Below are 21,484 nucleotides of genomic sequence, written 5' to 3' on the forward strand. Positions count from 1 at the left end.
TGCAACTGAGCTCCGGCAAAGCAAGCGCCGCGGCGGCACGCGATATCGGCGGTCACGATATCGAATGCCGCCGGCCGGGTGCGTTCAGCCCGGATCACCAGTAATAGTAATAGCGATGGGGCCGCCAGTACCGGCGGTAGCCCCAATAATAGCCATAGGGCCGATAGTAGTAGGACCGATAGTAGCGCGTGTAGTAAGGACCGCCGTAATAGACTGGCGGCGGCGCATAATAGTAGCTTGGCCCGTAATAGCCGTAATAGCCGTAGCCGTAGGGATAACCGCCGGCGGCGATCGCGCCGCCGATGATGCCCGCGGCAATGCCGCCGGCGACGATGCCCGGACCCCAGCCGCCATAGTAGCCCCTGCCCCGCCAGCGCACATCAACGGTGGCCGTGGGCGCGGCCTGTCCTACCGCGCCTATGCTGGTGGGCAGCATTCCCGCCTTGACGGGCGCTGGTGCCGTCGCCAGCGCCAGTGCCGCAACCGGGATCGCCACCAGGAATTTGCCAATTGTCTGTTTGCCGATCGACATTGCCATCCTCCGACCAAACGAGCACGCTCTCTGGTTGAGAGAGGTGAAACAAAAAACTAGCCGGTGCGGCGAGATCCCCGCTTGATCTTGGTCAAGTCCCGTCCCGGGCCCGACCGCGCAGGCGGTGTCGACGCGGCTGGGAGGCTGGCGCTCGATGCGGCGACCGGATTACCTGACGAGGCGAGTGGCTTGCTCGACGGTCGGAGGATCTCGACAAGGCGACGAACCGTCGTTTGCCCCGGCGACATTGACCAGTGCCGCCGCCGCATCCGGGGTGCCGAGGGATTGTTGGGCCGGTGCGCGCGAAAAGGTGCGCCGTTGAGACGGATCAAGACGGGGCGATCCGATTGATGAACACTCCGGCGGTGCGCTCCGCAGTGAGGTAACCCATGTCGCGATTTCTGATCCTGTTCGGCGTCGTTGCGAGCTCGGTCATCGGCGCAGGTGCCGTCGCGGCTTCGGAGTTCGAGCAGACGCTCATCGCCAAGGGCAGCGCCCTCGCCCGCTCGGTCTGCGCCCCGTGCCACGTGGTATCGTCGGGCCAGCCATCGGAGCCGCTGCTCAAGAATCCCGGCCCCTCATTCGACCAGATCGCCAACAGCGGCGCAGTGGACGCGGACGGCCTCAGGGTCTTCCTGGCGTCGCCGCACGCCGACATGGGCCCTCACGCGCGGATGGCGAACCCGCGGCTCGCGGATTACCAGATCGAGCGTCTGGTGGCCTACATCATGAGCCTGCGACGAGCGCGATAAAGCCCCCGCGCGGTTCAGGCGTCGATGATCTCCAGTGCCATCTCGAACGTCACCAGCACCGGATTGGCGCCGCGGATCAGCCGGCCGGCATGGATGCCGCCGGTGTCGTCCACCAGACTGATGTCGATGGTCGCGCGCGGCCGGCCGTCGTCGCCGGGCGAGATGACGCCGTCGCGGATGAAGACCTCGGTGATGTGCGGCTCGACCAGGCGGCCGTCGTCGAATGCCGCGCCGATCAGGCTGCCGACTCCGCCGCGGATCACGCCGCGGCGGATTCCCCGTTCGGCGCAGAGCGCTTCGAGCGTGCCGCAGAGATCCTCGTTGGGGCGGATGCGGAGCGCGATGGCGTTGGCGGCCGTGGCTGCGCCGGTCGCCACCGGCTCGAACAGGCTGAAGTGGGTTTCGGCATCGTCAGTAACGGCGAATGCCGCGCCGTCGAGCAGCCAGCCGGACAGCGCCAGCGGCGCCGCGGTCCGGGCATGTTCCGGCAGGACATGGCCGCAACCGCGCCTGCCGTCGGCGGCGGTCCAGTGCGCGTGGCAATGCAGCCAGGGCTCGCCGAGCCGCTGGCCGAAAGTGATGCGTCCCGATGCGCGCTGCACCGGTCCTGCGGCATCGAAGCGGCTGCTGTAGAACACCGCGTGATCGGGCGAGGCCGATGGCGCCGGCATCACATAAGCGAGCGTTGACAGCGCGCCCGCTTCAATGGCGAGGACGGCGCTCGATGCGCTCCGCTCGACCAGTGCTTGGGCGAGTCCCTCCAGCAGCGGCGCGCCGGCGGCGAGCGTAATGGTGACGGGCTCGGCGCGGCAGGGAACGCTGATCAGGCGTTGCGGCGACGCTGGACCTGGATGATCGATACGGCGCATGGCGCGGTTCAATCGATGATGCCGCGGCGGCGCAATTCGTCCTTGACCATCTGCTTGGGGACCTTGCCGTAGCCGGACTTCGGCAGCGCATCCCAGAACACGACCTGACGCGGCAGCTTGTAGCGGGCGACGTGGCTCGCCATGTGCGCCATCACTTCTTCCTCGCTGACATCGCTGCCGGGACGCCGGACACAGACCGCGATGCCGACCTCGCCCCATTTCGGATCGGGAATCCCGACCACGGCCGCCTCGGTGATCGCGTCGTGGATCAGGAGCTTTTCCTCGATCTCGCGCGGGTAGATGTTGGAGCCGCCGGAGATATACATGTCCGAGGCGCGCCCGGTGAGATAGACGAAGCCCTCGTGGTCGATGTGGCCGACATCGCCGGTGCGGAACCAGCCGTTGCGGAAGGCTTTGGCATTGGCCTCCGGGTTGTCGTAATAGCCCGCGAACACCGCCGGACCAATGACGCAGATTTCGCCGGTCTCGCCCGCGCCGAGCTCCCGCCCAGCGTCATCCTGCACCGAGACCTGCATGCCGATGCGTTCGATGCCGCAGGTGCCGATCCGTCCCGCGACGTCGAGACCGTCATGGCCGCGCGGCGGCAGCACGGTGATGTTGCCGGTGACTTCGCCGAGCCCGTAATACTGCACCAGGACCGCGCCGAGTCTGGCGAGCGCGTTGACCTGGTCCTGGCGATACATCGGCGCGCCAGCATAGATCACATGGCGCAGGCTGGAATGGTCGTGCTGATCGGCGGCCGGATGTTCGACCAGCATCTTCAGGATCGTCGGCACGGTGAACATGTTGGTGAGGCGGTGGCGCTCGATCAGGGCGAAGGCGACGGCGGGATCGAGCCTCTCGGTCGGCATCAGCACCGTCATGCCGCCGCGCGCCACCACATTGAGCGCGTGAATGCCGGCGCCGTGGGACAGCGGCGCCACCACCAGTTCGCCATCCTCCTCGGTGGTGCCGGGCATCAGATCGCACAGATGATTGGTGACGACGAAGCTCATCTGGCCGTGCGTGAGCACCGCGGCCTTCGGCTTGCCGGTGGTGCCCGAGGTGAAGAACAGCCAGCAGGCGGTGTCGGCCTCGACCGACGCATTGGCGATGCGCGCGCCAGGACGGGCCCGGATCAGCGCGTCGGCTGTCGGCGATGAATCTTGCGGCGGCGCCTCGCCGCTGAGCCAGACGATGGCGAGGCCCGCCGCGGCGAGCGCACGGGCGTGCTCGGGAAAATCGCTCTGGCAGAGAAACAGCCGGGCCTTCGACACCTTCGCCATGTAGACGACATCGTCCGGCAGCAGGCGGAAATTGGTCGGCACGAAGACCGCGCCGAGACGGAACGTCGCCAGCATCGCTTCCAGCATCTCGTTGCTGTTCTTGCTGTGGACCAGCACCGCATCGCCCGGCCCGACGCCGAGGCCGGCCAGTCCGGCCGCGAGCGCCGAGACACGCGCGTCCAGCTCCGACCAGGTCCAGGAGCGGTCCCGCCAGACCAGCGCCGGCCGCTGCGGAAAGCGCCGGGCGCTCCTGGTGGCGAGATAGGCGAGATTCATCACGCGCCGCGACATCGGCGACTGATGGATGGCGGTCATGGCGTTCGCTCCCCGGAGCGCCGGCGTCACTTCGGGGGTGTCGTGCGCCGGTCTGCTGTTGAGTTTTGATGCAAGACGTCGGCGGCGCAAGTGCGCCGAAGGCTTCACGCCATTTGCAGCCGGGCGTCGCGCCGGCGCAGCCAGTGGATGAACGGCACCGTCGCCAGCACCATCAGCGCCTTGCCGAGGATCTGGCCGGCGAGAAACTGCAGGCTGCCGAATGCGAGCCACAGGAACAGCACGGAATCGGCGACGAGGCCGACGGCGCTGCTCGCCACCACCGCGAGCAGCAGTCCGCGCCGCTGCAGCGGCGTATAGACGGCGAAATCGGCCAGCTCCGACAGCGCGAAGGCGACGGCCGAGGCGACGACGAGCTGGGGCGACGCCAGCCAGGCGGAAATCGCTGCGCCGACGGCGATGGCGGCCAGCCCCGCGGCAGCGCCGAGCCGCCGCTGCACCAGATCGCGCAGCACCAGCGCAAGACCGACCATCAGGACCCCGCTCGGCGCCATCAGCCCCGGCGCCACCGGCACGAGGCAGGGGCCGTCCGGCGGGCAGATGGTGCCGGCATGCTGGATCAGCCAGTTGGCCAACGGGATGCAGGCGATATAGGCGGCCAGGAAAAGGGCGCCCTCGAGCTGGCGCCGGACATCAGGAGTCATGGGTTAAACGCTGCGAATGAAGGAAATTCCGGCGCGGAGCCTCAGATTTTGCCGGCGACATAACCTTCCCAGCCCCGGGCGCGCAAGCGGCAGGCCGGGCAGTCGCCGCAGCCGTAGCCCCAAGCGTGGCGTTCCCCGCGCTCGCCGAGGTAGCAGGTATGGGAGTAGTCGCGGATCAGGTCGACCAGCCCCGCGCCGCCGAGGTCCTCGGCGAGCTTCCAGGTCTGCGCCTTGTCCAGCCACATCAGCGGGGTGTGCAGCTCGAAATGGCGGGCCATGCCGAGGTCCAGCGCCTTGTTGAGCGCCTTGATGGTCTCGTCGCGGCAGTCCGGATAGCCGGAATAGTCGGTCTCGCACATGCCGCCGACGACGTGGCCGATGCCGCGGCGATAGGCCAGCGCCGCGGCGAAGGTCAGGAACACGAGGTTGCGGCCGGGGACGAAGGAGGTCGGCAGCCCGCCCTCGCCGATCTCGATGGCGACGTCGCGCGTCAGGGCGGTATCGGAAATCTCGCCGAGGGTCGGGATGTCGAGGGTGTGGTTGTCGCCGAGCCGCGCCGCCCAGTCGGTGCGCAGCGCCCGCAGGCCGTCGAGCAGCGCCTCGCGGCAATCGAGCTCGATGCGGTGGCGCTGGCCGTAGGCGAAGCCGATGGTCTCGACCCGGGCAAAGCGGCCGAGCGCCCAGGCGAGGCAGGTGGCGGAATCCTGGCCGCCGGAGAACAGCACCAGGGCGGCGTCGTTGCGGATTTGAGCGTCGGTCATCCCCTGCCCATAGCACCGCTCCTTCGCCGCACCAACAATACGCGGGCCCGGTTGGCGGGGGCCGGCAGATACGGCATAGAACGGAGGCTCCTCTCCTGCTCCGGTGCCGCCTATGACCCCATCCAAAGACCTCCGACAGCTCCTCGACATCATGGCGCGCCTGCGCACCCCGGTGACCGGCTGTCCCTGGGACCTCGAGCAGGATTTCTCGACCATCGCGCCCTACACCATCGAGGAGGCCTTCGAAGTCGCCGACGCGATCACTCGCGGCGATCTCGACGACCTCAAGGACGAACTCGGGGATTTGTTGCTGCAGGTCGTGTTCCATGCCCGGATGGCCGAGGAACAGGGCGCCTTTGCCTTCGGCGACGTGGTCGAGGCGATCAGCGCCAAGATGATCCGGCGCCACCCACACGTGTTCGGCGAGGCCGCGACCGACACCGACGCCGCCGCCGTCACCGACACCTGGGCCCGGATCAAGGCCGAGGAGAAGGCGGCGCGCGCGGCGCGGCGCGTGATTGCCGTCTCGCTGCTCGACGGCGTCAAGGCCGGCCTGCCGGCGCTGACCCGTGCGCTGGAATTGCAGAAGAAGGCCTCGACCGTCGGCTTCGACTGGAATGATCCGCGTGCCGTGCTCGCCAAGATCCGCGAGGAGGCCGACGAGATCGAGGCGGCGCTCGATCGCGGCGACCGCGCCGAGATGGCGGCGGAGACCGGCGATCTGCTGTTCGCCCTCGTCAATCTCGCGCGCCATGCCGGCGCCGATCCGGAGAGCGCGCTGCGCGCCACCAATGTGAAATTCCAACGCCGCTTCGCCCATATCGAGCGCACCCTCGCCGGCCGTGGCATCGCGCTGGGCGAGGCTTCGCTGGCCGAAATGGACGCGCTGTGGGACGAGGCCAAGCGGCTCGAGCGGGCCGACGCCGACTGAGCCGACAAGCGACGGGGCGGCGACCTGATGCCGCCGCCCCGCAACAACTGCTCTTGGCCCGCGAAGGCGCCCCGTTCACACCCCGGTCTGGGTGATGAACTTGGTGTTGAAGTAGCCTTCCATCGCCTCGGTGCCGCCTTCGGAGCCGTAGCCGGAATCCTTGATGCCGCCGAACGGCACTTCGGGCAGCGCTAGGCCGAAGGAGTTGATCGACACCATGCCGGCCTCGATGGCCGCGCCGATGGCGGTGGCGGTCTTCGCCGAGCGGGTGAAGGCATAGGAGGCGAGCCCGAAGGGCAGCCGGTTGGCCTCAGCGGCGACCTCGTCGAAATCCGAGAACGGCGAGATCAGGGCCAGCGGGCCGAACGGCTCCTCGTTCATGGCGCGGGCATCCTTCGGCACGTCGGTGACGACGGTGGGCTCGAAGAAATAGCCCTTGTTGCCGATGCGATGGCCGCCGGTGGCGACGTTGGCGCCCTTGGCCTTCGCATCCAGCACCATTTCCTCGATGGCGGTGACGCGGCGCGGATTGGCGAGCGGCCCCATCCGCGAGTCCTTGTCGAGGCCGTTGCCGACCTTGATCTTTCTGGTGTTGGCGACGAACTGATCGATGAACTGGTTGTAGACGCCCTTCTGCACCAGGAAGCGGGTCGGCGAGATGCAGACCTGGCCGGCATTGCGGTATTTCGCCGCCGCCATGATCTTGGCCGCGGCATCGACGTCGGCATCGTCGAACACCACCACGGGCGCGTGGCCGCCGAGCTCCATGGTCACGCGCTTCATGTGCAGGCCCGCGAGCGCCGAGAGCTGCTTGCCGACCACGGTCGAACCGGTGAAGGAGATCTTGCGGATCACCGGGTGCGGAATGAGGTATTGCGAGATCTCGGACGGCACGCCGTAGACGAGATTGATCACGCCCGCCGGCACGCCGGCATCGACATAGGCGCGGATCAGTTCGGCCGGCGAAGCCGGCGTCTCTTCCGGAGCCTTGACGATGATCGAGCAGCCCGCGGCCAGCGCCGCGGAGAGCTTGCGCACCACCTGGTTGATCGGGAAATTCCAGGGCGAGAAGGCGGCGACCGGACCGACCGGCTCCTTGATGGCGAGCTGATAGACGTTCGGCGCCCGCGCCGGAATGACGCGGCCGTAGGCGCGACGGCCTTCCTCGGCGAACCACTCGATGATGTCGGCAGAGGACAGGGTTTCGGCCTTGGCTTCGGCCAGCGTCTTGCCCTGCTCCCTGACCATCAGCACGGCGATGGTCTCGGCGCGTTCGCGCATCAGGGCGGCGGCCTTGTGCATGATCTTGGCGCGGTCGAAGGACGACACCGCGCGCCACTGCCTGAAGCCACGATCGGCTGCGGCCAGCGCCTCGTCGAGATCGGAGGTGTCGGCATGGGCCACGGTGCCGATGGTTTCCTCGGTGGCCGGATCGAGCACCGGGATGGTCTTGCCTGAGGCGCTGCCGCGCCACTTTCCGTCGATATGCAGCAATACATCCGAATAGGTCAAAACACTCTCCATGAAGCGGGGCGAACGAGGCGGGACGTGAGAGACGGCGCGGATGAGATAGCGCCCACCTCCAACGGGTCAAGCCCTTCGGACACGCCGCGGGGCGCCTGCGCTGCATGGCGGGTGTGTGTGCGTCTCTGGCCGGAAGCGCTGGCGGAAGAAAATTCCGTGGCGCGGGCCGTCAGTGCCGGCTCGGCGCGTCGATGACGGCGGCGCCGAAGCGCTTGATGGCGGCATCGCGCCTGGTGTCGTCGAGGCGCACGGTCATGTGATAGCGGCCGTCCTCGAGGGTCTTTTCCAGAATCTCCGCATTGCGATGCAACCAGCTGACACCGGCGCCATCGGCGGCATCGACGGTGAGTTCGAGGGTGGTCCGGGCGGCGGCCAGCCGGTCCTCGATCGCGGTCAGCAGCGCATCGACGCCCTCCCCGGTTTCCGCCGAGACCAGGAGACAGGTCCGGCCCGGCCGGCGCGCGGCGATCTTGGCGAGGCTCTCCCGCTCTTCGGCGTCGAAACGGTCGATCTTGTTCCAGACCTCGATGATGCGCTCGCCGGCATTGGGGTCGATGCCGAGCTGCTGCAGGATGTCGTCGACGTCGCGCTGCTGGGCCTCGGCGTCCTCGTGGGAAATGTCGCGCACATGGAGGATGACGTCGGCCTCGACCACCTCCTCGAGGGTGGCGCGGAACGCCGCCACCAGCATGGTCGGCAGGTCGGAGATGAAGCCGACGGTGTCCGACAGCATGGCCTTGCCGCCGTGGGGCAGCTGCAGGGCGCGCAGCGTCGGATCTAGGGTGGCGAACAGCATGTCCGCCGCCTGGACCTCCGAGCGGGTCAGGCGATTGAAGAGTGTCGATTTTCCGGCATTGGTGTAGCCGACCAGCGCGACCACGCGATAGGGCACGCGCTTGCGGCCCGCACGGTGCAGCCGGCGCGTCGCCTGAACCTTCTTCAGATCGTTTTCCAGGCGGGTGATGCGTTCGCCGATCATGCGGCGGTCGGCCTCGATCTGGGTCTCGCCGGGACCGCCCATGAAGCCGAAGCCGCCGCGCTGGCGCTCCAGATGGGTCCATGAACGCACCAGGCGGCTGCGCTGGTAATTGAGATGTGCCAGCTCGACCTGGAGCGAGCCCTCCCTGGTCTTGGCGCGGCGGCCGAAAATCTCGAGGATCAGGCCGGTGCGGTCGAGCACCTTGGTGTTCCATTCCTTTTCGAGATTGCGCTGCTGGATCGGTGACAGCGCGCAGTCCATCACCACGAGATCGGCCTCGTGGGCGCGCACCAGCCCGACGATTTCCTCGACCTTGCCCTTGCCGAGATAGGTCGCCGGCCGGATCTGTCCGATCGGCGCCAGCACCGCTTCCGTGACCGTGAGATCGATGGCGCGGGCAAGGCCGACGGCCTCGTCGAGACGGGCAGCGACGGCGCGCGCCAGCACCGACGCGGAAGCCTCCGCTTCGCCGCGTCGAGCACGCAGATAAGGGCCGATGACAATCACCCGCCCTGTCGGATTACCCCTTGCCGATCCTGGTCGATCGGCCCCGTCGTGACGCCGGGGTTCCAATCAGGTCATTCTCAAGATGCTGCATCCTCGCCGCCCTCGAACAACTGGATCGGGGCGCCGGGCATGATGGTGGAAATAGCGTGCTTGTACACGAGTTGCGAATGGCCGTCGCGACGCAACAACAAGCAGAAGTTGTCGAACCAGGTCACGATTCCCTGAAGTTTTACCCCGTTCACGAGGAAAATCGTCAGCGGTGTCTTGGTCTTGCGGACGTGGTTGAGAAAAGTATCCTGAAGGTTTTGTGCGCGGTCGGCCGCCATTTTCTTGTCTCGCAGCGATTGTTGGTTCTTCGTTGTCCGCCCGCAGCCCTCCCCCTCGGAGCGCTTGGCCGGGTCCGCCGCATCCGAGTCCCTTTCGGGTACGACATGCGATTAGAAAGCACCGCTTCCGGTTAAGCAAGGCTGCTCGTTGCCGCTTGGCCGCAGCAATACAGATTTGCCCACTAAATTGTGCCCAGAAAAGGGGCAATTGGCCGTAAAGCCGAATCGATCCCCCGGCCCCAACCCGGCGCGGTGGTTCTGACGCTCAGCCGACGCCGAGCGCCTTGAGCTTGCGATGCAGCGCCGAGCGCTCCATGCCGACGAATTCCGCGGTGCGCGAGATGTTGCCCGAGAACCGGCTGATCTGGGCGATCAGATAGTCGCGCTCGAACACCTCGCGGGCCTCGCGCAACGGCAGCCCCATGATGTGCTCGCCGTTGTTCGAGGTCGGCATGGCCGGAACCATGGAGCCGACGTCCTGCGGCAGCATGTCGGCGGAAATCGCCGCCTCGGCGTCGCCGCCGGCGAGGATCATCACCCGTTCCACGTTGTTGCGGAGCTGGCGGATGTTGCCGGGCCAGACATGGGACTGCAGCACGGCCATCGCATCCTCGCCGATCTGGCGCTTGGGCAGACCGGTGGCGGTCGAGATCTGATCCATGAAGTAGGTAATCAGCTCCGGAATGTCCTCGCGCCGCTCGGACAGCGGCGGCACCCGGATCGGCACCACCGACAGGCGGTGGTAGAGATCCTCGCGGAAACGGCCTTCGGCGATCTCGGTCTCGAGGTTGCGCGCGGTCGACGAGACGATGCGGACATCGACGCTGACCTTGCTGGTGCCGCCGACCCGCTGGAAGGTCTGGTCGACGAGGACCCGCAGGATCTTGCTCTGGGTCTCGCGCGGCATGTCGGCGACTTCGTCGATGAACAGCGTGCCGCCATGGGCGTCTTCGAGCGCCCCCGACTTGCGCCTGCCCTCCTCGGTATTCTCGATGCCGAACAGCTCGGCCTCCATGCGATCCGGCGTGATCGCGGCGGCGTTGATGACGACGAACGGCCCTTCGGCGCGGGCCGACATCGTATGCATGGTTCGCGCCGCGAGCTCCTTGCCGGCGCCCGCGGGGCCGACGATCATGATGCGGCTGTTGGCCTTGGCGGCGCGCTCGATGCTCTGGCGCAGCTGATTGACGCAGGGCGAATGACCGATCAGCGTCGACGACACCGGCGCGAGCTGCTTGAGTTCGCGGACCTCACGCTTGAGACGTGAATTCTCCAGCGCCCGCGTCGCCACCAGGATCAGCCGGTCCGCCTTGAACGGTTTCTCGATGAAGTCGTAGGCGCCGCGCTTGATGGCGGCCACCGCAGTCTCGATGTTGCCGTGGCCGGAGATCATCACCACCGGCAGTTCGGGGTGGTCGCGCTTGATCTGCTCGAGCAGCTGCAGGCCGTCGAGCTTGCTGCCCTGCAGCCAGATGTCGAGAAACACCAGGCCCGGCCGCCGGTTGGCGATCTCCTGCAGCGCCTGGTCGCTGTCGCGCGCCGTGCGCGTCACGAAGCCCTCGTCCTCGAGGATACCGGCGACGAGATCGCGGATGTCCGCCTCGTCGTCGACAATCAGAATTTCATTGGCCATGGGTCATGCCTGCTTCTGTTCCAAAGCCGATTCGGCTTTTGCTTCGGCGGACGCGGTGCCGGCGGCATGTCCCGAAGCTGCAAACCGCAGTCGCATCCAGGCGCCTCTGGCGCCGGGACGCAGATTCGACGCATCGTTGAGTTCGATGCGCCCGCCGTGGTCCTCCAATACGCGCCCGACGATGGCAAGACCAAGGCCCGTTCCCTTCTCGCGCGTCGTGACATACGGCTCCAGCAGTCGCGAACGACTTTCTTTGGGTAGGCCGATTCCGTTGTCGACAACGTCGATGACGACGTCGTCGCCGTCGCGGCCGGCGATGACGTCGATGCGGCCGCGGCCGAGCACGTCCGGCGGCACCGCGCCGATCGCCTCGGCGGCATTCTTGATGATGTTCTGCAATCCCTGGGAGATCAGCCGGCGGTCGAACCGCGCCGGCATCGGGTCTTCCTTGATCTCCGCCTCGATCTCGATGTCCGGATGGCCGACCCGCATCAGGAACACCACCTGGCGCACCGTATCGGCGACATCCTCCGGCTCCATCACCGGCTTCGGCATGCGGGCGAAGCGCGAGAATTCGTCGACCATGCGGCGGATGTCGTCGACCTGCCGGACGATGGTGTCGGTGCACTGCTCGAAGATCGGCTTGTCCTCGATGATCACCTTGCCGAACTTGCGCCGGATACGCTCGGCCGAGAGCTGGATCGGGGTCAGCGGATTCTTGATCTCGTGGGCGATGCGGCGGGCGACGTCGCCCCAGGCCGAGGTGCGCTGGGCGGTCACGAGTTCAGTGATGTCGTCGAGGGTGATGATGTAGCTGTCGCGCGAGGCGCTGTTGTGCTCGGCGCTGATCCGCACCGACAGGTTCCGCTCGCGGTCGTTGCGGGTAACGGTGATCTCGCCCTGCACCATGCGCTGCGCGCCTTCGCGCGCCGTGGCCATCAGCTCGTTGAGTTCGGGAATGATTTCCGACAGCGGCCGGCCGAGCGTCTCCGATTCGGAATGGCCGATCAGCTTCTCCGCCGAGCGGTTGAGGATGCCGATCTTGTCGGCCGCGTCGATACCGATGATGCCGGCGCTCGCCGAGGACAGCACCGCCTCGATGAAGCGCCGACGGCTGTCGATCACCTCGCTGGCGCCGACCAGTTCGTCGCGCTGGGTGCGCAGCTCCTGGGTCATCTTGTTGAAGGTCTCGCCGAGCCGGGCGAGATCGCCTTCGGACCGGTTGACCGGCACCTGGACGTGCAGGTCGCCGGTCGAGACCAGGCTCGCGGCGCCCATCAGCCGCCGGATCGGTGCAACCAGCCAGTTGGCGAAATTCAGTCCGATCAGCACCGCGGACATCAGCACCGTCAGCGCAATCACCGTGAACATCAGGGCGAAGGCCACCTGGATGCCGAGGCGCTTGGCCTCGAGCGCCGAATAGATCGCGACGCTCTCCTGGGTCTGGCGCAACTGGGCCACCACCCGCGGATCGAGCAGGCGCGCCACATAGAGGAAGGTGTCGGTGAAGGCGCGCAGACGGATCACCGCCGCGACGTAATTGCCCTCGACGAACACCGCGATCTGCGGCTCGTCGTCGCCGACGTTCTGCAGGAATTCCGGGGCCGGCGTGGTGAAGTTCTGGACGATGCCGGTCTGGGCCGTCTCCAGCACGTTGCGGTCCTTGTCGATCAGCATGGCGCCCGGCAGGTTGCGCGCCGCCGCGTCCGAGGTGAGAAGTTCGCGGAACGAGGCCCGGTCCTGATCGAACAGCGGCCGCGCCCGCGCGATGTCGCTGGCCATGCCGATGATGTCGCCGCGGATAAGCTGACCGTGTTCGTGCAGATAGGCGTTGGCGACGATCAGCGAATTCTCGATGACCGCCCGGGTACGGACCGAGAACAGGCGGTCGAGGCCGCGGTCGATGGTGACGTTGGCGACGATCGACACCAGCACGGCCGGCAGCACGGCGATGAACGAGAACAGCGCGACGATCTGGACATGCAGCCGGGCGGCGGCGCGGCCGCGCCGGCGGGCCTGGATCACCTTCCAGATTTCCCGGACGATGATCGCGACCAGCATCAGGATGGTGCCGGTGTTGATGGCCAGGAAGGTGGTGACGACGCGGTCGGTGGCCCGGATCGGGGTCAGTTCGGTGAGGACCACGAAGGTCAGGAAGGCCGACAGCAGGGCGAGGCCGACGGCCAACGGCACCAGCAGCCGGCGCAGCGACCAGCCACGCGGCTCTCCAAACGAGTGATCGAAGGTGGCTGCCGACGTTTCTGCCGTAGTCATTCCAAAAGACGGTCGCCGAGGCGCTGGGGAAAGTTCAGTCGGAGCGTCGGAACAGGCTCAACTGATGCAAAGCTACAACAATGTGTTGCCGAATTGCGACAATTCCACGGCGCGGCGGGCCAGAAAAGGCCCCGCCCGGCTTTTGTCCGATTTATCCCGGGATTTTTTCCCGGGATCCTTCGTCTCTCAGCCGCCGGTGCGGAAGACCTGGATATCGAGGTCCCTGATCTTCTTGCGCAGGGTGTTGCGGTTGAGCCCGAGGAGGTCGGCGGCCCGGATCTGGTTGCCCCGCGTCACCGCCAGGGCGGCGGTGAGCAGCGGCACCTCGATCTCGCGCAGGATGCGGTGATAGAGCCCCGGCGGCGGCATGCCGTTGGGGAAGCCGGCGAAATGGGTCGAGAGATAGGTCTCCACCGCGCCGCCGAGATTGTCCACCGTCTGGGGCGAACTGCTGCCCGAAGTCACCGTCGGCGGTGCCAGTTCGCCTTCGATCACCGAGCCGGTGATGACATCCTGGGGATAGAGCGCCGCCAGCCGGCGCGCGAGATTTTCGAGTTCGCGGACGTTGCCGGGCCATCGGTGCTGCTTGAGCCGCTCCAGCGCCTGGGCATCGAGCTTCTTGGGCGGCAGTCCGTCCTTCTCGGCAAGCGCGAAGAAGTGACGAACGAGGTCCGGCAAGTCCTCGATGCGTTCGCGCAGCGGCGGCAGCCGCAGCGGCACGACGTTGAGGCGGAAGAACAGGTCTTCGCGGAACAGGCCCTGCTGGATCAGGATGCGCAGGTCCTTGTTGCTGGCCGCGACGATGCGCACGTCGGTCTTGATCGGCGTGCGGCCGCCGACCGTGGTGTATTCGCCCTGCTGCAGCACCCGCAACAGTCGGGTCTGCGCCTCCATCGGCATGTCGCCGATCTCGTCGAGGAACAGCGTGCCGCCTTCGGCCTGCTCGAAACGGCCGGTCGCCCTCGTATTGGCGCCGGTGAAGGCGCCGCGCTCGTGGCCGAACAGTTCGGACTCGATGAGGTCGCGCGGAATCGCCGCCATGTTGACCGCGACGAAGGGACCGTTGCGGCGCTTGCCGTAGTCGTGCAGCGCGCGCGCCACCAGTTCCTTGCCGGTGCCGGATTCGCCGGAGATCATCACCGTGAGGTCGGTCTGCATCAGGCGCGCCAGCACCCGGTAGATCTCCTGCATCGCCGGCGAGCGGCCGACCAGCGGGATCGAATCGAATTCGTTCTCGTCGGCGTGGTGGGCCGCCCGCTCCTTGGGCTCGGCGAGCGCACGGCCGACGATGGCGATCAGCTCCTTCAGGTCGAACGGCTTGGGCAGATATTCATAGGCGCCGCGCTCGGAGGCGCGGATCGCCGTCATGAAGGTGTTCTGCGCGCTCATGACGATGACCGGCAGGTTCGGCCGCATCTTCTTGATCCGCGGCAGCAGGTCGAAGGCGTTTTCGTCCGGCATCACCACGTCGGTGATGACGAGATCGCCTTCGCCCTGGCTGACCCAGCGCCACAGCGTCGCGGCATTACCCGTGAGCCGCACCTCATAGCCCGCACGGGACAGGGCCTGATTGAGCACCGTCCGAATGGCGGTGTCGTCGTCTGCGACCAGAATGCTACCTGTAGCCATCTTCGAATCTCATCCTGCACGATGGTTGGACGACGCCGACGGTCCCGATCCGCCATTGCCGTTGTTGTTGTGAGCCTGGATATTGGCTTCGTTGTACATGGGCAGCAGCACGCGGAAGATCGTCCGCCGCGGCACCGACTCGCATTCGATGATCCCGCCGTGATCGCCGACGATCTTGGCGACCAGCGCCAGCCCGAGGCCGCTGCCGGTCGGCTTGGTGGTGACGAAGGGATCGAACAGGTTGGGCATCAGGTCTTCGGGCACGCCGGGACCGTTGTCCTTGACGCAGAATTCCAGCGGCAGCGACACCCGCGATTTCTTGCCGGGCACCGACAGCCGCACGCCGGGCCGGAACGCGGTGGTGAGCTGGATCTCCGCGTCGCTGCCGAGGTCCGCCACGGCTTCAGCTGCGTTCTTGACGAGGTTGAGGAAGACCTGGATGAGCTGGTCCTGGTTGGCGAGCACCGGCGGCAGCGACGGATCGTAGTCCTCGACGAACTTGATCTCGCGGGCGAAGCCGGACTGGGCCAGGCGTTTGACGTGATCGAGAACCGAATGGATGTTCACCGGGCCGCGCGGCACCGGCCGCTCGTCGCCGAACACTTCCATGCGATCGACCAGGGTGACGATGCGGTCCGCCTCGTCGCAGATCAGCCGCGTCAAGGTGCGGTCCTCGGGCGATGCCGCCTGCTCGAGCAGCTGCGCTGCGCCGCGAATTCCCGACAGCGGATTCTTGATCTCGTGGGCCAGCATCGCGGCGAGCGCGATCACCGAGCGCGCTGCGCTGCGGTGGGTCAGCTGGCGGTCCATCTTGTCGGCGATGGTGCGCTCCTGCAGCATCACCACGATATGGCCCGGCCGCTCGGTCACCGGCGCCACATGCAGGTCGACCTGCCGCACGCCGCCCATCCGCGGGGTGCCGAGATCAACCTTGTATTCGTTGACCGCGGCGTTGTTCTGGCGGACCTGGTCGATCAGCGCCAGGAGCGGACTGCCGAACGGCACGAGATCCTTCAGCGACTGGCGCTGCAGCAGCTGGATCGAAGTCTCGAAGAAGGATTCGACAGCCATATTGGCTTCGACGATCTTGCCGTCCGGCCCGACGAGCATCACCGGGTTGGGCAGCGCGTTGAGGATCGCCTCGCTGTCGCTGTTCAGCGCGACGCGGTTTTCTGCAGCCATGGTCATGCGGCGGATCTCCATGCGAAATCATCGAACGCGGCATCGAGAGCGCGGTGCACGAAGCCGCTGTCCTCGGCGGTCAGGATCTTGCCGCGCCAGTGGGCCAGCCGCTCGGCGGGCGCCGCGCAACTGCGCGCCGCGACGTCGAGCGCCCAGCCCAGATGCTTGCGGGCGTGGCGCAGCCCGACTCTGACGCCGTAGTGGGCCAGCACTTCGTCATAGAGGCGTCGCAACAGCGCGAGTTGCGTCACGAGCGGCGGCACCGCCTCGACGTTGCCGGTGTGCAGGCGCCGTGCAATCTGACCGGGCAGCCAGGGCTGGCCCTGGGCGCCGCGGCCGATCATCACCGCATCGGCGCCGGACAGCTCCAGTGCGGCGAGCGCGCGTTCGAACGAGGTGATGTCGCCATTGACGACCAGCGGCAGGCGCGTCGCCTCGCGGACCCGGCGCACTGCCGACCAGTCCGCCTCGCCCTTGTAGAACTGACAGCGGGTGCGGCCGTGCACGGTGATCATGCGGATGCCGGCAGCCTCGGCGCGACGGGCGAGTTCGGGCGCATTGAGACTGCGCTCGTCCCAGCCCAGACGCATTTTCAGGGTCACCGGCACGCGAACGGCGGACACCGTGGCCTCGATCAGTCCGAGGGCGTGATCGAGGTCGCGCATCAGGGCCGAACCGGACTGTCCGCCGGTCACGTGCCGCGCCGGGCATCCCATATTGATGTCGATGATGTCGGCGCCGGCCTCTTCGGCAATCCGGGCGCCTTCGGCCATCCAGCGGGACTCACAGCCGGCGAGCTGGACCACATGGGGACCGACCCCGGTGGCCTCGCTGCGCAGCCGCGAGCGACGCAACCCCTGGGCGAGATCTTCGCTGGCCGTCATTTCGGAGACGACGAGTCCGGCGCCCAATTCCGCGGCGAGCCGGCGCACCGGTGCGTCGGTGATGCCCGACATGGGGGCGAGCAGCACCCTGTTGGGGAGGCTGACTCCGCCGATCGAGAAAGGCGTGCTCGCAAACGATTCGCACGTCGGGCTGGCGGTGGCTGCCAAAACTCTTCTCATTGCCTATAAGCGCCGCGTCATTGCGGCCTCTGTCGCATATCTTTTATGCATCTGCGCGACATGCCTACAGTTTAGACAATTGGCGGCGACTTTCAAGTGCGCTGCAGCAAATTGCGTGGGCTTTACGCACAGTCACGGATTCGTGCGGAATCTCCCGTCGGCCGTGCTATGGGGCTTTGCGTCGAGCGCCCTTGGGCCCGTCCACGGCCCCCTCGCCTGCCCCGCCTTCTTTAAGAATTTCGAGCAATCTCATGAGCCTAGCCCCGAAAGCCGCCGTCATCATCGTTGCCGCCGGACGCGGCCTGCGGGCCGGTGCGGGTGGGCCGAAGCAGTACCGGACGATCGGTGGGCGCACCGTGATTGCCCGGGCCATGGCGCCGTTTTGCAACCATGCGGAAATTGCATTGGTCCAGCCCGTGCTCAATCCCGACGATTCCGGGATTTTCGAGGAGGCGGTGCGAGGACTTCGCCACCTTCCCCCGGTGAGCGGCGGCGCCACCCGCCAGGGCTCCGTGCGCGCCGGGCTCGAAGCGCTTGCGGCCGATCCCCCCGACATTGTTCTGATCCACGACGCGGCGCGCGCCTTCGTCACGCCTGCGGTGATTTCCCGCGCTGTCGCCGCAGCGGCCCGGACCGGCGCCGCGATCCCGGTGGTTGCGGTGACCGATACCATCAAGCACGTCACGACGATTGGCGATGTCGATGCGACGCCCGATCGCGCGCAGCTGCGAATCGCCCAGACGCCGCAGGCGTTCCACTTCGAGACGATCCTCGATGCGCATCGCCGCGCGGCGCGCGAGGGCCGCGACGATTTCACCGATGATGCGGCGATTGCCGAATGGGCGGGATTGACGGTGGCGACCTTTGAAGGCGATCTTGCGAACATGAAGCTCACCACACCGGAAGATTTCGCGCGCGAGGAGGCCCGTCTCGTTGCTGCGCTCAGTGACATCCGCACCGGCACCGGGTTCGACGTTCACGCCTTCGGCGACGGTGATCACCTGATGCTGTGCGGCGTGCGCGTGCCCTATGGCCGCGGCTTTCTCGCCCATTCCGACGGCGACGTCGGGCTGCATGCGCTGGTCGATGCCGTTCTCGGGGCGCTGGCTGACGGCGATATCGGTTCGCATTTCCCGCCGAGCGATCCGAAGTGGAAGGGGGCGGCGTCCGATCAGTTTCTCATCCACGCCATGGAGCGCGTCGCCGCCCGCGGCGGTCGCGTCGCCCATCTCGAGGTGACGCTGATCTGCGAAACTCCGAAGATCGGTCCGCTGCGCGAGACGATGCGCGCCCGCATCGCCGAAATCACCGGACTGCCGCTGTCGCGCGTCGCCGTGAAGGCGACCACCACGGAACGGCTCGGGTTCACCGGTCGTCAGGAAGGCATCGCCGCGACGGCGAGCGCCACCATTCGCCTACCCTGGTCCGAATAGGCGCAGCGAGTCGAGAGCCAGAGGCCATTGTCATGACCACCAGCAGCGACCCCCGCGCCCTCGCCCGCTTGCTGCTCGATCTGTGCCGCATGCGCAAGCTGACGATCGCGACGGCGGAATCCTGCACCGGTGGCCTGGTGGCCGGCGCCCTGACCGACATCCCGGGCTCTTCCGATGTCGTCGACCGCGGTTTCATCACCTATTCCAACGACGCCAAGCGGGCGATGCTCGGCGTCAATGCCTCGACACTGGAGAATTTCGGCGCGGTGAGCCGCGAGACCGCCATGGCCATGGCGGTCGGTGCCCTGGAGAGCGCCGACGTCGACCTCGCGGTGGCGATCACCGGCATCGCCGGTCCCGGCGGCGCGACGCCCGGCAAGCCGGTCGGCCTCGTCCATTTCGCCGCGGCGGCGCGTGACGGCCGGATCGTGGATCGTGAGAAGCGCTTCGGCGCGGTCGGCCGGACGGAGGTCCGCCGGCTGGCGGTGATCGAGGCGCTGCGCCTGTTGACGGAACTGGCCCGGGGACCCAAGCCGGCGGTCAAGCGCCCGCGCGCGACCGCCCATAGATCTCGTCCGCGCGCCGCTCGAAAGCCGCGGCAAAGCGCTGGAACGCGGCGTCGAACATCGCGCCCATGAGCATCGCCAGCATGCGGCTCTTGAACTCGTAGGCGATGAAGAAATTCACCGTGCAGGCGCCCTCGCCCTGAGGCTCGAAGCTCCAGCGGTTCTCCAGCCGGCTGAACGGGCCCTGCAGATACTCCACCAGGACTTGCAGGTTCGGCCGGTCGAGGGTCACCCGGCTGGTGAAGCGCTCGCGCACCAGCTTGAACGACACGGTCATGTCGGCGATCACGACTTCGGTGCCGTCAGGTCCCGCGCTGCGGCTGCGGACCTTGAGCGTCTCGCACAACGGCACGAATTGCGGGTATCGCTCGACATCGGCGACGAGATCGAACATCTGCGCGGCGGTGTGGGCGACGCGGCGGCGGTTGGAGAATTTCGGCATGTGTTCAGCGGGCGGCGCGGGCCGCCTTGAGCCTGGCGAAATCCTCACCGGCGTGGTGCGAGGAACGGGTCAGCGGCGAGGCCGAAACCATCAGGAAGCCTTTGGTATAGGCAATCTGCTCGTAGCCGGAGAATTCCTCCGGGGTGACGTAGCGCATCACCGCATGGTGCTTGCGGGTCGGCTGCAGGTACTGGCCGATGGTGAGGAAGTCGACGTCGGCGGAGCGCAGGTCGTCCATTACCTGAAGCACTTCATGGCGCTCCTCGCCGAGGCCGACCATGATGCCGGACTTGGTGAAGATCGAGGGATCGATCTCCTTGACCCGCTGCAGCAGCCGGATCGAATGGAAATAGCGCGCGCCGGGACGCACCGAGAGATAGCGCGACGGGACGGTCTCGAGATTGTGGTTGAAGACGTCGGGCTTGGCGGCGACGACCTGCTCGAGGGCGCCGTCCTTGCGAAGGAAGTCGGGCGTGAGGATCTCGATGGTGGTCGTCGGGCAACCGGCGCGGATCGCGGCGATGGTCTCGGCGAAGTGGCGCGCGCCGCCGTCGGCGAGGTCGTCACGGTCGACCGAGGTGATCACCACATGGCTCAGCCCGAGCTTGCGGACCGCTTCGGCGACGTGGGCGGGCTCGCTGGCGTCGAGCGGCGCCGGCATGCCGGTCTTGACGTTGCAGAAGGCACAGGCGCGCGTGCAGGTGTCGCCCATGATCATGAAGGTGGCGTGCTTCTTGTCCCAGCACTCGCCGATATTGGGGCAGCCGGCCTCCTCGCAGACGGTGACGAGGCCGTTCTCCTTGACGATATGGCGGGTATCGGCGTAGCCGCGCGTCGTCGGCGCGCGCACCCGAATCCAGTTCGGCTTCGGCGGCGACACGGCGTCCGGCCGGTTGACCTTTTCCGGGTGGCGGGGGCGGATCGGCTTGTCGGAAACCGTATCGATCAGAACAACCATTGAAGACCTGTCCAAGGACGCCCCGCTTGCGGACGCCCGTTCCTGTGCACTGACGCGAAATATTCTGCCACGCGCCATTGCATCTGGCGCGTCCGCCTCGGGCCCCCTAACTAGGCGCTTGGCCGCTTGGCCGCAACCGGCGAACACCTGCTACACTATCAATCCAACCATACCATATCAGGCCCCGCGGTTACCGCCGCGGCCCGGCCGATTCCAGTAAATTCCGCCGATGACGCCCGTTCCCAAGCCGGGGCCCCGCCTCCGCCGCAGCTTCTTCGCCCGCAGCGTCCATGCTGTCGCTCCGGACCTGATCGGGGCGACGCTGCTGGTCGACGGCATCGGCGGCGTGATCGTCGAGGTCGAGGCCTATCACCACACCGACCCGGCGGCGCATTCCTATCGGGGCGAGACGCCGCGCAACGCGGTGATGTTCGGTCCGCCCGGCTATCTCTATGTCTACCGCTCCTACGGCATCCACTGGTGCATGAACGTTGTCTGCGAGGCGAAGGGCTCGGCGAGCGCCGTGCTGCTGCGCGCGCTGATGCCGACCCGCGGCCTTGCGCTGATGCGGCGTCGTCGCGGCGTCGCCAGCGACACCGCGCTGTGTTCGGGGCCGGGCAAACTGTGTCAGGCCCTCGCCGTCACCGACGCCCATAACGGCCTGCCGCTCGATGCCGCGCCGATCGCGCTCCATGCGCGCACCGCCGAGCCCGAGATCGTCACCGGCGTGCGCATCGGCATCACCAAGGCCGCCGACCTGCCCTGGCGCTACGGGCTCAAGGGCTCGCGCTATCTGAGCAAGCCGTTCAAGCCGGGCTGAGCGGTTTGGACGGGGCGTGGCAGACGGCCTCGGGCCGGT

General features: G+C 67.1%; 20 protein-coding genes. 5 read left to right on the top strand and 15 right to left on the bottom strand.

The window, feature by feature from the left end; all coding sequences use genetic code 11:
• Positions 1–94: 94 nt before the first annotated feature.
• Positions 95–532 (bottom strand): hypothetical protein, encoded by a 438-nt coding sequence (locus DB459_RS22090; RefSeq protein ID WP_253707822.1) that lies wholly within the window; start codon positions 530–532, stop codon positions 95–97.
• A gap of 389 nt (positions 533–921) precedes the next feature.
• Between DB459_RS22090 and DB459_RS22095 the strand changes: the two genes are divergently transcribed.
• A complete protein-coding gene (locus DB459_RS22095) occupies positions 922–1,284 on the top strand; it encodes a c-type cytochrome (protein WP_253707824.1) in 363 nt (120 codons plus the stop codon).
• Between the two features lie 14 nt (positions 1,285–1,298).
• On the opposite strand, the gene DB459_RS22100 is transcribed toward DB459_RS22095, so the two are convergent.
• From DB459_RS22100 to queC, 4 genes are all read right to left on the bottom strand, one after another.
• Positions 1,299–2,153, bottom strand: a complete 855-nt coding sequence (locus tag DB459_RS22100; RefSeq protein WP_253707826.1) for a PCC domain-containing protein — start codon at positions 2,151–2,153, stop codon at positions 1,299–1,301.
• 8 nt (positions 2,154–2,161) lie between these two features.
• A complete protein-coding gene (locus tag DB459_RS22105; RefSeq protein ID WP_253707828.1) occupies positions 2,162–3,754 on the bottom strand; it encodes an acyl-CoA synthetase in 1,593 nt (530 codons plus the stop codon).
• Between the two features lie 104 nt (positions 3,755–3,858).
• Positions 3,859–4,416 carry a VUT family protein gene (locus DB459_RS22110; RefSeq protein ID WP_253707831.1) on the bottom strand — a complete coding sequence of 186 codons (558 nt, stop codon included), beginning with the start codon at positions 4,414–4,416 and terminating at the stop codon, positions 3,859–3,861.
• A gap of 41 nt (positions 4,417–4,457) precedes the next feature.
• The gene (gene queC / locus DB459_RS22115) at positions 4,458–5,177 is read right to left on the bottom strand and encodes a 7-cyano-7-deazaguanine synthase QueC (RefSeq protein WP_253707834.1); all 720 of its coding nucleotides are present in this window, start codon (positions 5,175–5,177) and stop codon (positions 4,458–4,460) included.
• A 112-nt stretch (positions 5,178–5,289) separates the two neighbouring features.
• On the opposite strand from queC, the gene mazG reads away from it, so the two are divergent.
• Positions 5,290–6,108 (top strand): nucleoside triphosphate pyrophosphohydrolase, encoded by an 819-nt coding sequence (mazG, locus tag DB459_RS22120; protein ID WP_253707837.1) that lies wholly within the window; start codon positions 5,290–5,292, stop codon positions 6,106–6,108.
• Positions 6,109–6,183: 75 nt separating this feature from the next.
• On the opposite strand, the gene DB459_RS22125 is transcribed toward mazG, so the two are convergent.
• The 8 genes from DB459_RS22125 to dusB form a co-directional block, all read right to left on the bottom strand.
• Positions 6,184–7,632 carry an NAD-dependent succinate-semialdehyde dehydrogenase gene (locus tag DB459_RS22125; RefSeq protein ID WP_371926801.1) on the bottom strand — a complete coding sequence of 483 codons (1,449 nt, stop codon included), beginning with the start codon at positions 7,630–7,632 and terminating at the stop codon, positions 6,184–6,186.
• Between the two features lie 169 nt (positions 7,633–7,801).
• Complete coding sequence (gene hflX, locus DB459_RS22130) at positions 7,802–9,184, bottom strand: GTPase HflX (protein ID WP_253707842.1); 1,383 nt, start codon at positions 9,182–9,184, stop codon at positions 7,802–7,804.
• Positions 9,185–9,195: 11 nt separating this feature from the next.
• Entirely contained in the window at positions 9,196–9,444 is a 249-nt protein-coding gene (gene hfq, locus DB459_RS22135; RefSeq protein ID WP_253707845.1) for an RNA chaperone Hfq, read from the bottom strand.
• A 265-nt stretch (positions 9,445–9,709) separates the two neighbouring features.
• Complete coding sequence (locus DB459_RS22140) at positions 9,710–11,077, bottom strand: sigma-54 dependent transcriptional regulator (RefSeq protein WP_253707848.1); 1,368 nt, start codon at positions 11,075–11,077, stop codon at positions 9,710–9,712.
• 3 nt (positions 11,078–11,080) lie between these two features.
• Positions 11,081–13,351 carry a PAS domain-containing sensor histidine kinase gene (locus DB459_RS22145; protein WP_253707851.1) on the bottom strand — a complete coding sequence of 757 codons (2,271 nt, stop codon included), beginning with the start codon at positions 13,349–13,351 and terminating at the stop codon, positions 11,081–11,083.
• Positions 13,352–13,537: 186 nt separating this feature from the next.
• Positions 13,538–14,980: a nitrogen regulation protein NR(I) gene (gene ntrC, locus DB459_RS22150; protein WP_253707854.1), complete on the bottom strand. Its 1,443-nt coding sequence runs from the start codon at positions 14,978–14,980 to the stop codon at positions 13,538–13,540.
• Positions 14,981–14,989: 9 nt separating this feature from the next.
• The gene (locus tag DB459_RS22155; protein ID WP_253707857.1) at positions 14,990–16,168 is read right to left on the bottom strand and encodes a nitrogen regulation protein NR(II); all 1,179 of its coding nucleotides are present in this window, start codon (positions 16,166–16,168) and stop codon (positions 14,990–14,992) included.
• Positions 16,165–17,226, bottom strand: a complete 1,062-nt coding sequence (gene dusB / locus DB459_RS22160) for a tRNA dihydrouridine synthase DusB (RefSeq protein WP_256519221.1) — start codon at positions 17,224–17,226, stop codon at positions 16,165–16,167. Before dusB ends, DB459_RS22155 begins: the two co-directional genes overlap by 4 nt.
• A 251-nt stretch (positions 17,227–17,477) precedes the next feature.
• Between dusB and DB459_RS22165 the strand changes: the two genes are divergently transcribed.
• On the top strand, positions 17,478–18,659 hold the full coding sequence (locus DB459_RS22165) for a bifunctional 2-C-methyl-D-erythritol 4-phosphate cytidylyltransferase/2-C-methyl-D-erythritol 2,4-cyclodiphosphate synthase (protein WP_253713660.1): 1,182 nt from the start codon (positions 17,478–17,480) through the stop codon (positions 18,657–18,659).
• 32 nt (positions 18,660–18,691) lie between these two features.
• Positions 18,692–19,297 carry a CinA family protein gene (locus DB459_RS22170; RefSeq protein WP_253707863.1) on the top strand — a complete coding sequence of 202 codons (606 nt, stop codon included), beginning with the start codon at positions 18,692–18,694 and terminating at the stop codon, positions 19,295–19,297.
• On the opposite strand, the gene DB459_RS22175 is transcribed toward DB459_RS22170, so the two are convergent.
• Both DB459_RS22175 and lipA read right to left on the bottom strand, forming a co-directional pair.
• Entirely contained in the window at positions 19,200–19,667 is a 468-nt protein-coding gene (locus tag DB459_RS22175) for a type II toxin-antitoxin system RatA family toxin (RefSeq protein WP_253707866.1), read from the bottom strand. The genes DB459_RS22170 and DB459_RS22175 overlap by 98 nt on opposite strands.
• Before the next feature lie 4 nt (positions 19,668–19,671).
• Positions 19,672–20,625, bottom strand: coding sequence for a lipoyl synthase (gene lipA / locus DB459_RS22180; RefSeq protein WP_253707869.1), 954 nt, complete (start codon positions 20,623–20,625; stop codon positions 19,672–19,674).
• A gap of 229 nt (positions 20,626–20,854) precedes the next feature.
• On the opposite strand from lipA, the gene DB459_RS22185 reads away from it, so the two are divergent.
• Entirely contained in the window at positions 20,855–21,445 is a 591-nt protein-coding gene (locus tag DB459_RS22185; RefSeq protein ID WP_253707872.1) for a DNA-3-methyladenine glycosylase, read from the top strand.
• Positions 21,446–21,484: the final 39 nt, after the last annotated feature.

The organism is Bradyrhizobium sp. WD16 (assembly GCF_024181725.1).
In the GTDB taxonomy this organism is placed as follows: Bacteria; Pseudomonadota; Alphaproteobacteria; order Rhizobiales; family Xanthobacteraceae; genus Bradyrhizobium_A.

Excerpts from the sequence above, each read along its gene's own strand:
- DB459_RS22090 (WP_253707822.1), bottom strand. The coding sequence starts at position 532 with ATGTCGATCGGCAAACAGACAATTGGCAAATTCCTGGTGGCGATCCCG.
- DB459_RS22095 (WP_253707824.1), top strand. The coding sequence starts at position 922 with ATGTCGCGATTTCTGATCCTGTTCGGCGTCGTTGCGAGCTCGGTCATC.
- DB459_RS22100 (WP_253707826.1), bottom strand. The coding sequence starts at position 2,153 with ATGCGCCGTATCGATCATCCAGGTCCAGCGTCGCCGCAACGCCTGATC.
- DB459_RS22105 (WP_253707828.1), bottom strand. The coding sequence starts at position 3,754 with ATGACCGCCATCCATCAGTCGCCGATGTCGCGGCGCGTGATGAATCTC.
- DB459_RS22110 (WP_253707831.1), bottom strand. The coding sequence starts at position 4,416 with ATGACTCCTGATGTCCGGCGCCAGCTCGAGGGCGCCCTTTTCCTGGCC.
- queC (WP_253707834.1), bottom strand. The coding sequence starts at position 5,177 with ATGACCGACGCTCAAATCCGCAACGACGCCGCCCTGGTGCTGTTCTCC.
- mazG (WP_253707837.1), top strand. The coding sequence starts at position 5,290 with ATGACCCCATCCAAAGACCTCCGACAGCTCCTCGACATCATGGCGCGC.
- DB459_RS22125 (WP_371926801.1), bottom strand. The coding sequence starts at position 7,632 with ATGGAGAGTGTTTTGACCTATTCGGATGTATTGCTGCATATCGACGGA.
- hfq (WP_253707845.1), bottom strand. The coding sequence starts at position 9,444 with ATGGCGGCCGACCGCGCACAAAACCTTCAGGATACTTTTCTCAACCAC.
- DB459_RS22140 (WP_253707848.1), bottom strand. The coding sequence starts at position 11,077 with ATGGCCAATGAAATTCTGATTGTCGACGACGAGGCGGACATCCGCGAT.
- DB459_RS22145 (WP_253707851.1), bottom strand. The coding sequence starts at position 13,351 with ATGACTACGGCAGAAACGTCGGCAGCCACCTTCGATCACTCGTTTGGA.
- ntrC (WP_253707854.1), bottom strand. The coding sequence starts at position 14,980 with ATGGCTACAGGTAGCATTCTGGTCGCAGACGACGACACCGCCATTCGG.
- DB459_RS22155 (WP_253707857.1), bottom strand. The coding sequence starts at position 16,168 with ATGACCATGGCTGCAGAAAACCGCGTCGCGCTGAACAGCGACAGCGAG.
- dusB (WP_256519221.1), bottom strand. The coding sequence starts at position 17,226 with ATGAGAAGAGTTTTGGCAGCCACCGCCAGCCCGACGTGCGAATCGTTT.
- DB459_RS22165 (WP_253713660.1), top strand. The coding sequence starts at position 17,478 with ATGAGCCTAGCCCCGAAAGCCGCCGTCATCATCGTTGCCGCCGGACGC.
- DB459_RS22170 (WP_253707863.1), top strand. The coding sequence starts at position 18,692 with ATGACCACCAGCAGCGACCCCCGCGCCCTCGCCCGCTTGCTGCTCGAT.
- DB459_RS22175 (WP_253707866.1), bottom strand. The coding sequence starts at position 19,667 with ATGCCGAAATTCTCCAACCGCCGCCGCGTCGCCCACACCGCCGCGCAG.
- lipA (WP_253707869.1), bottom strand. The coding sequence starts at position 20,625 with ATGGTTGTTCTGATCGATACGGTTTCCGACAAGCCGATCCGCCCCCGC.
- DB459_RS22185 (WP_253707872.1), top strand. The coding sequence starts at position 20,855 with ATGACGCCCGTTCCCAAGCCGGGGCCCCGCCTCCGCCGCAGCTTCTTC.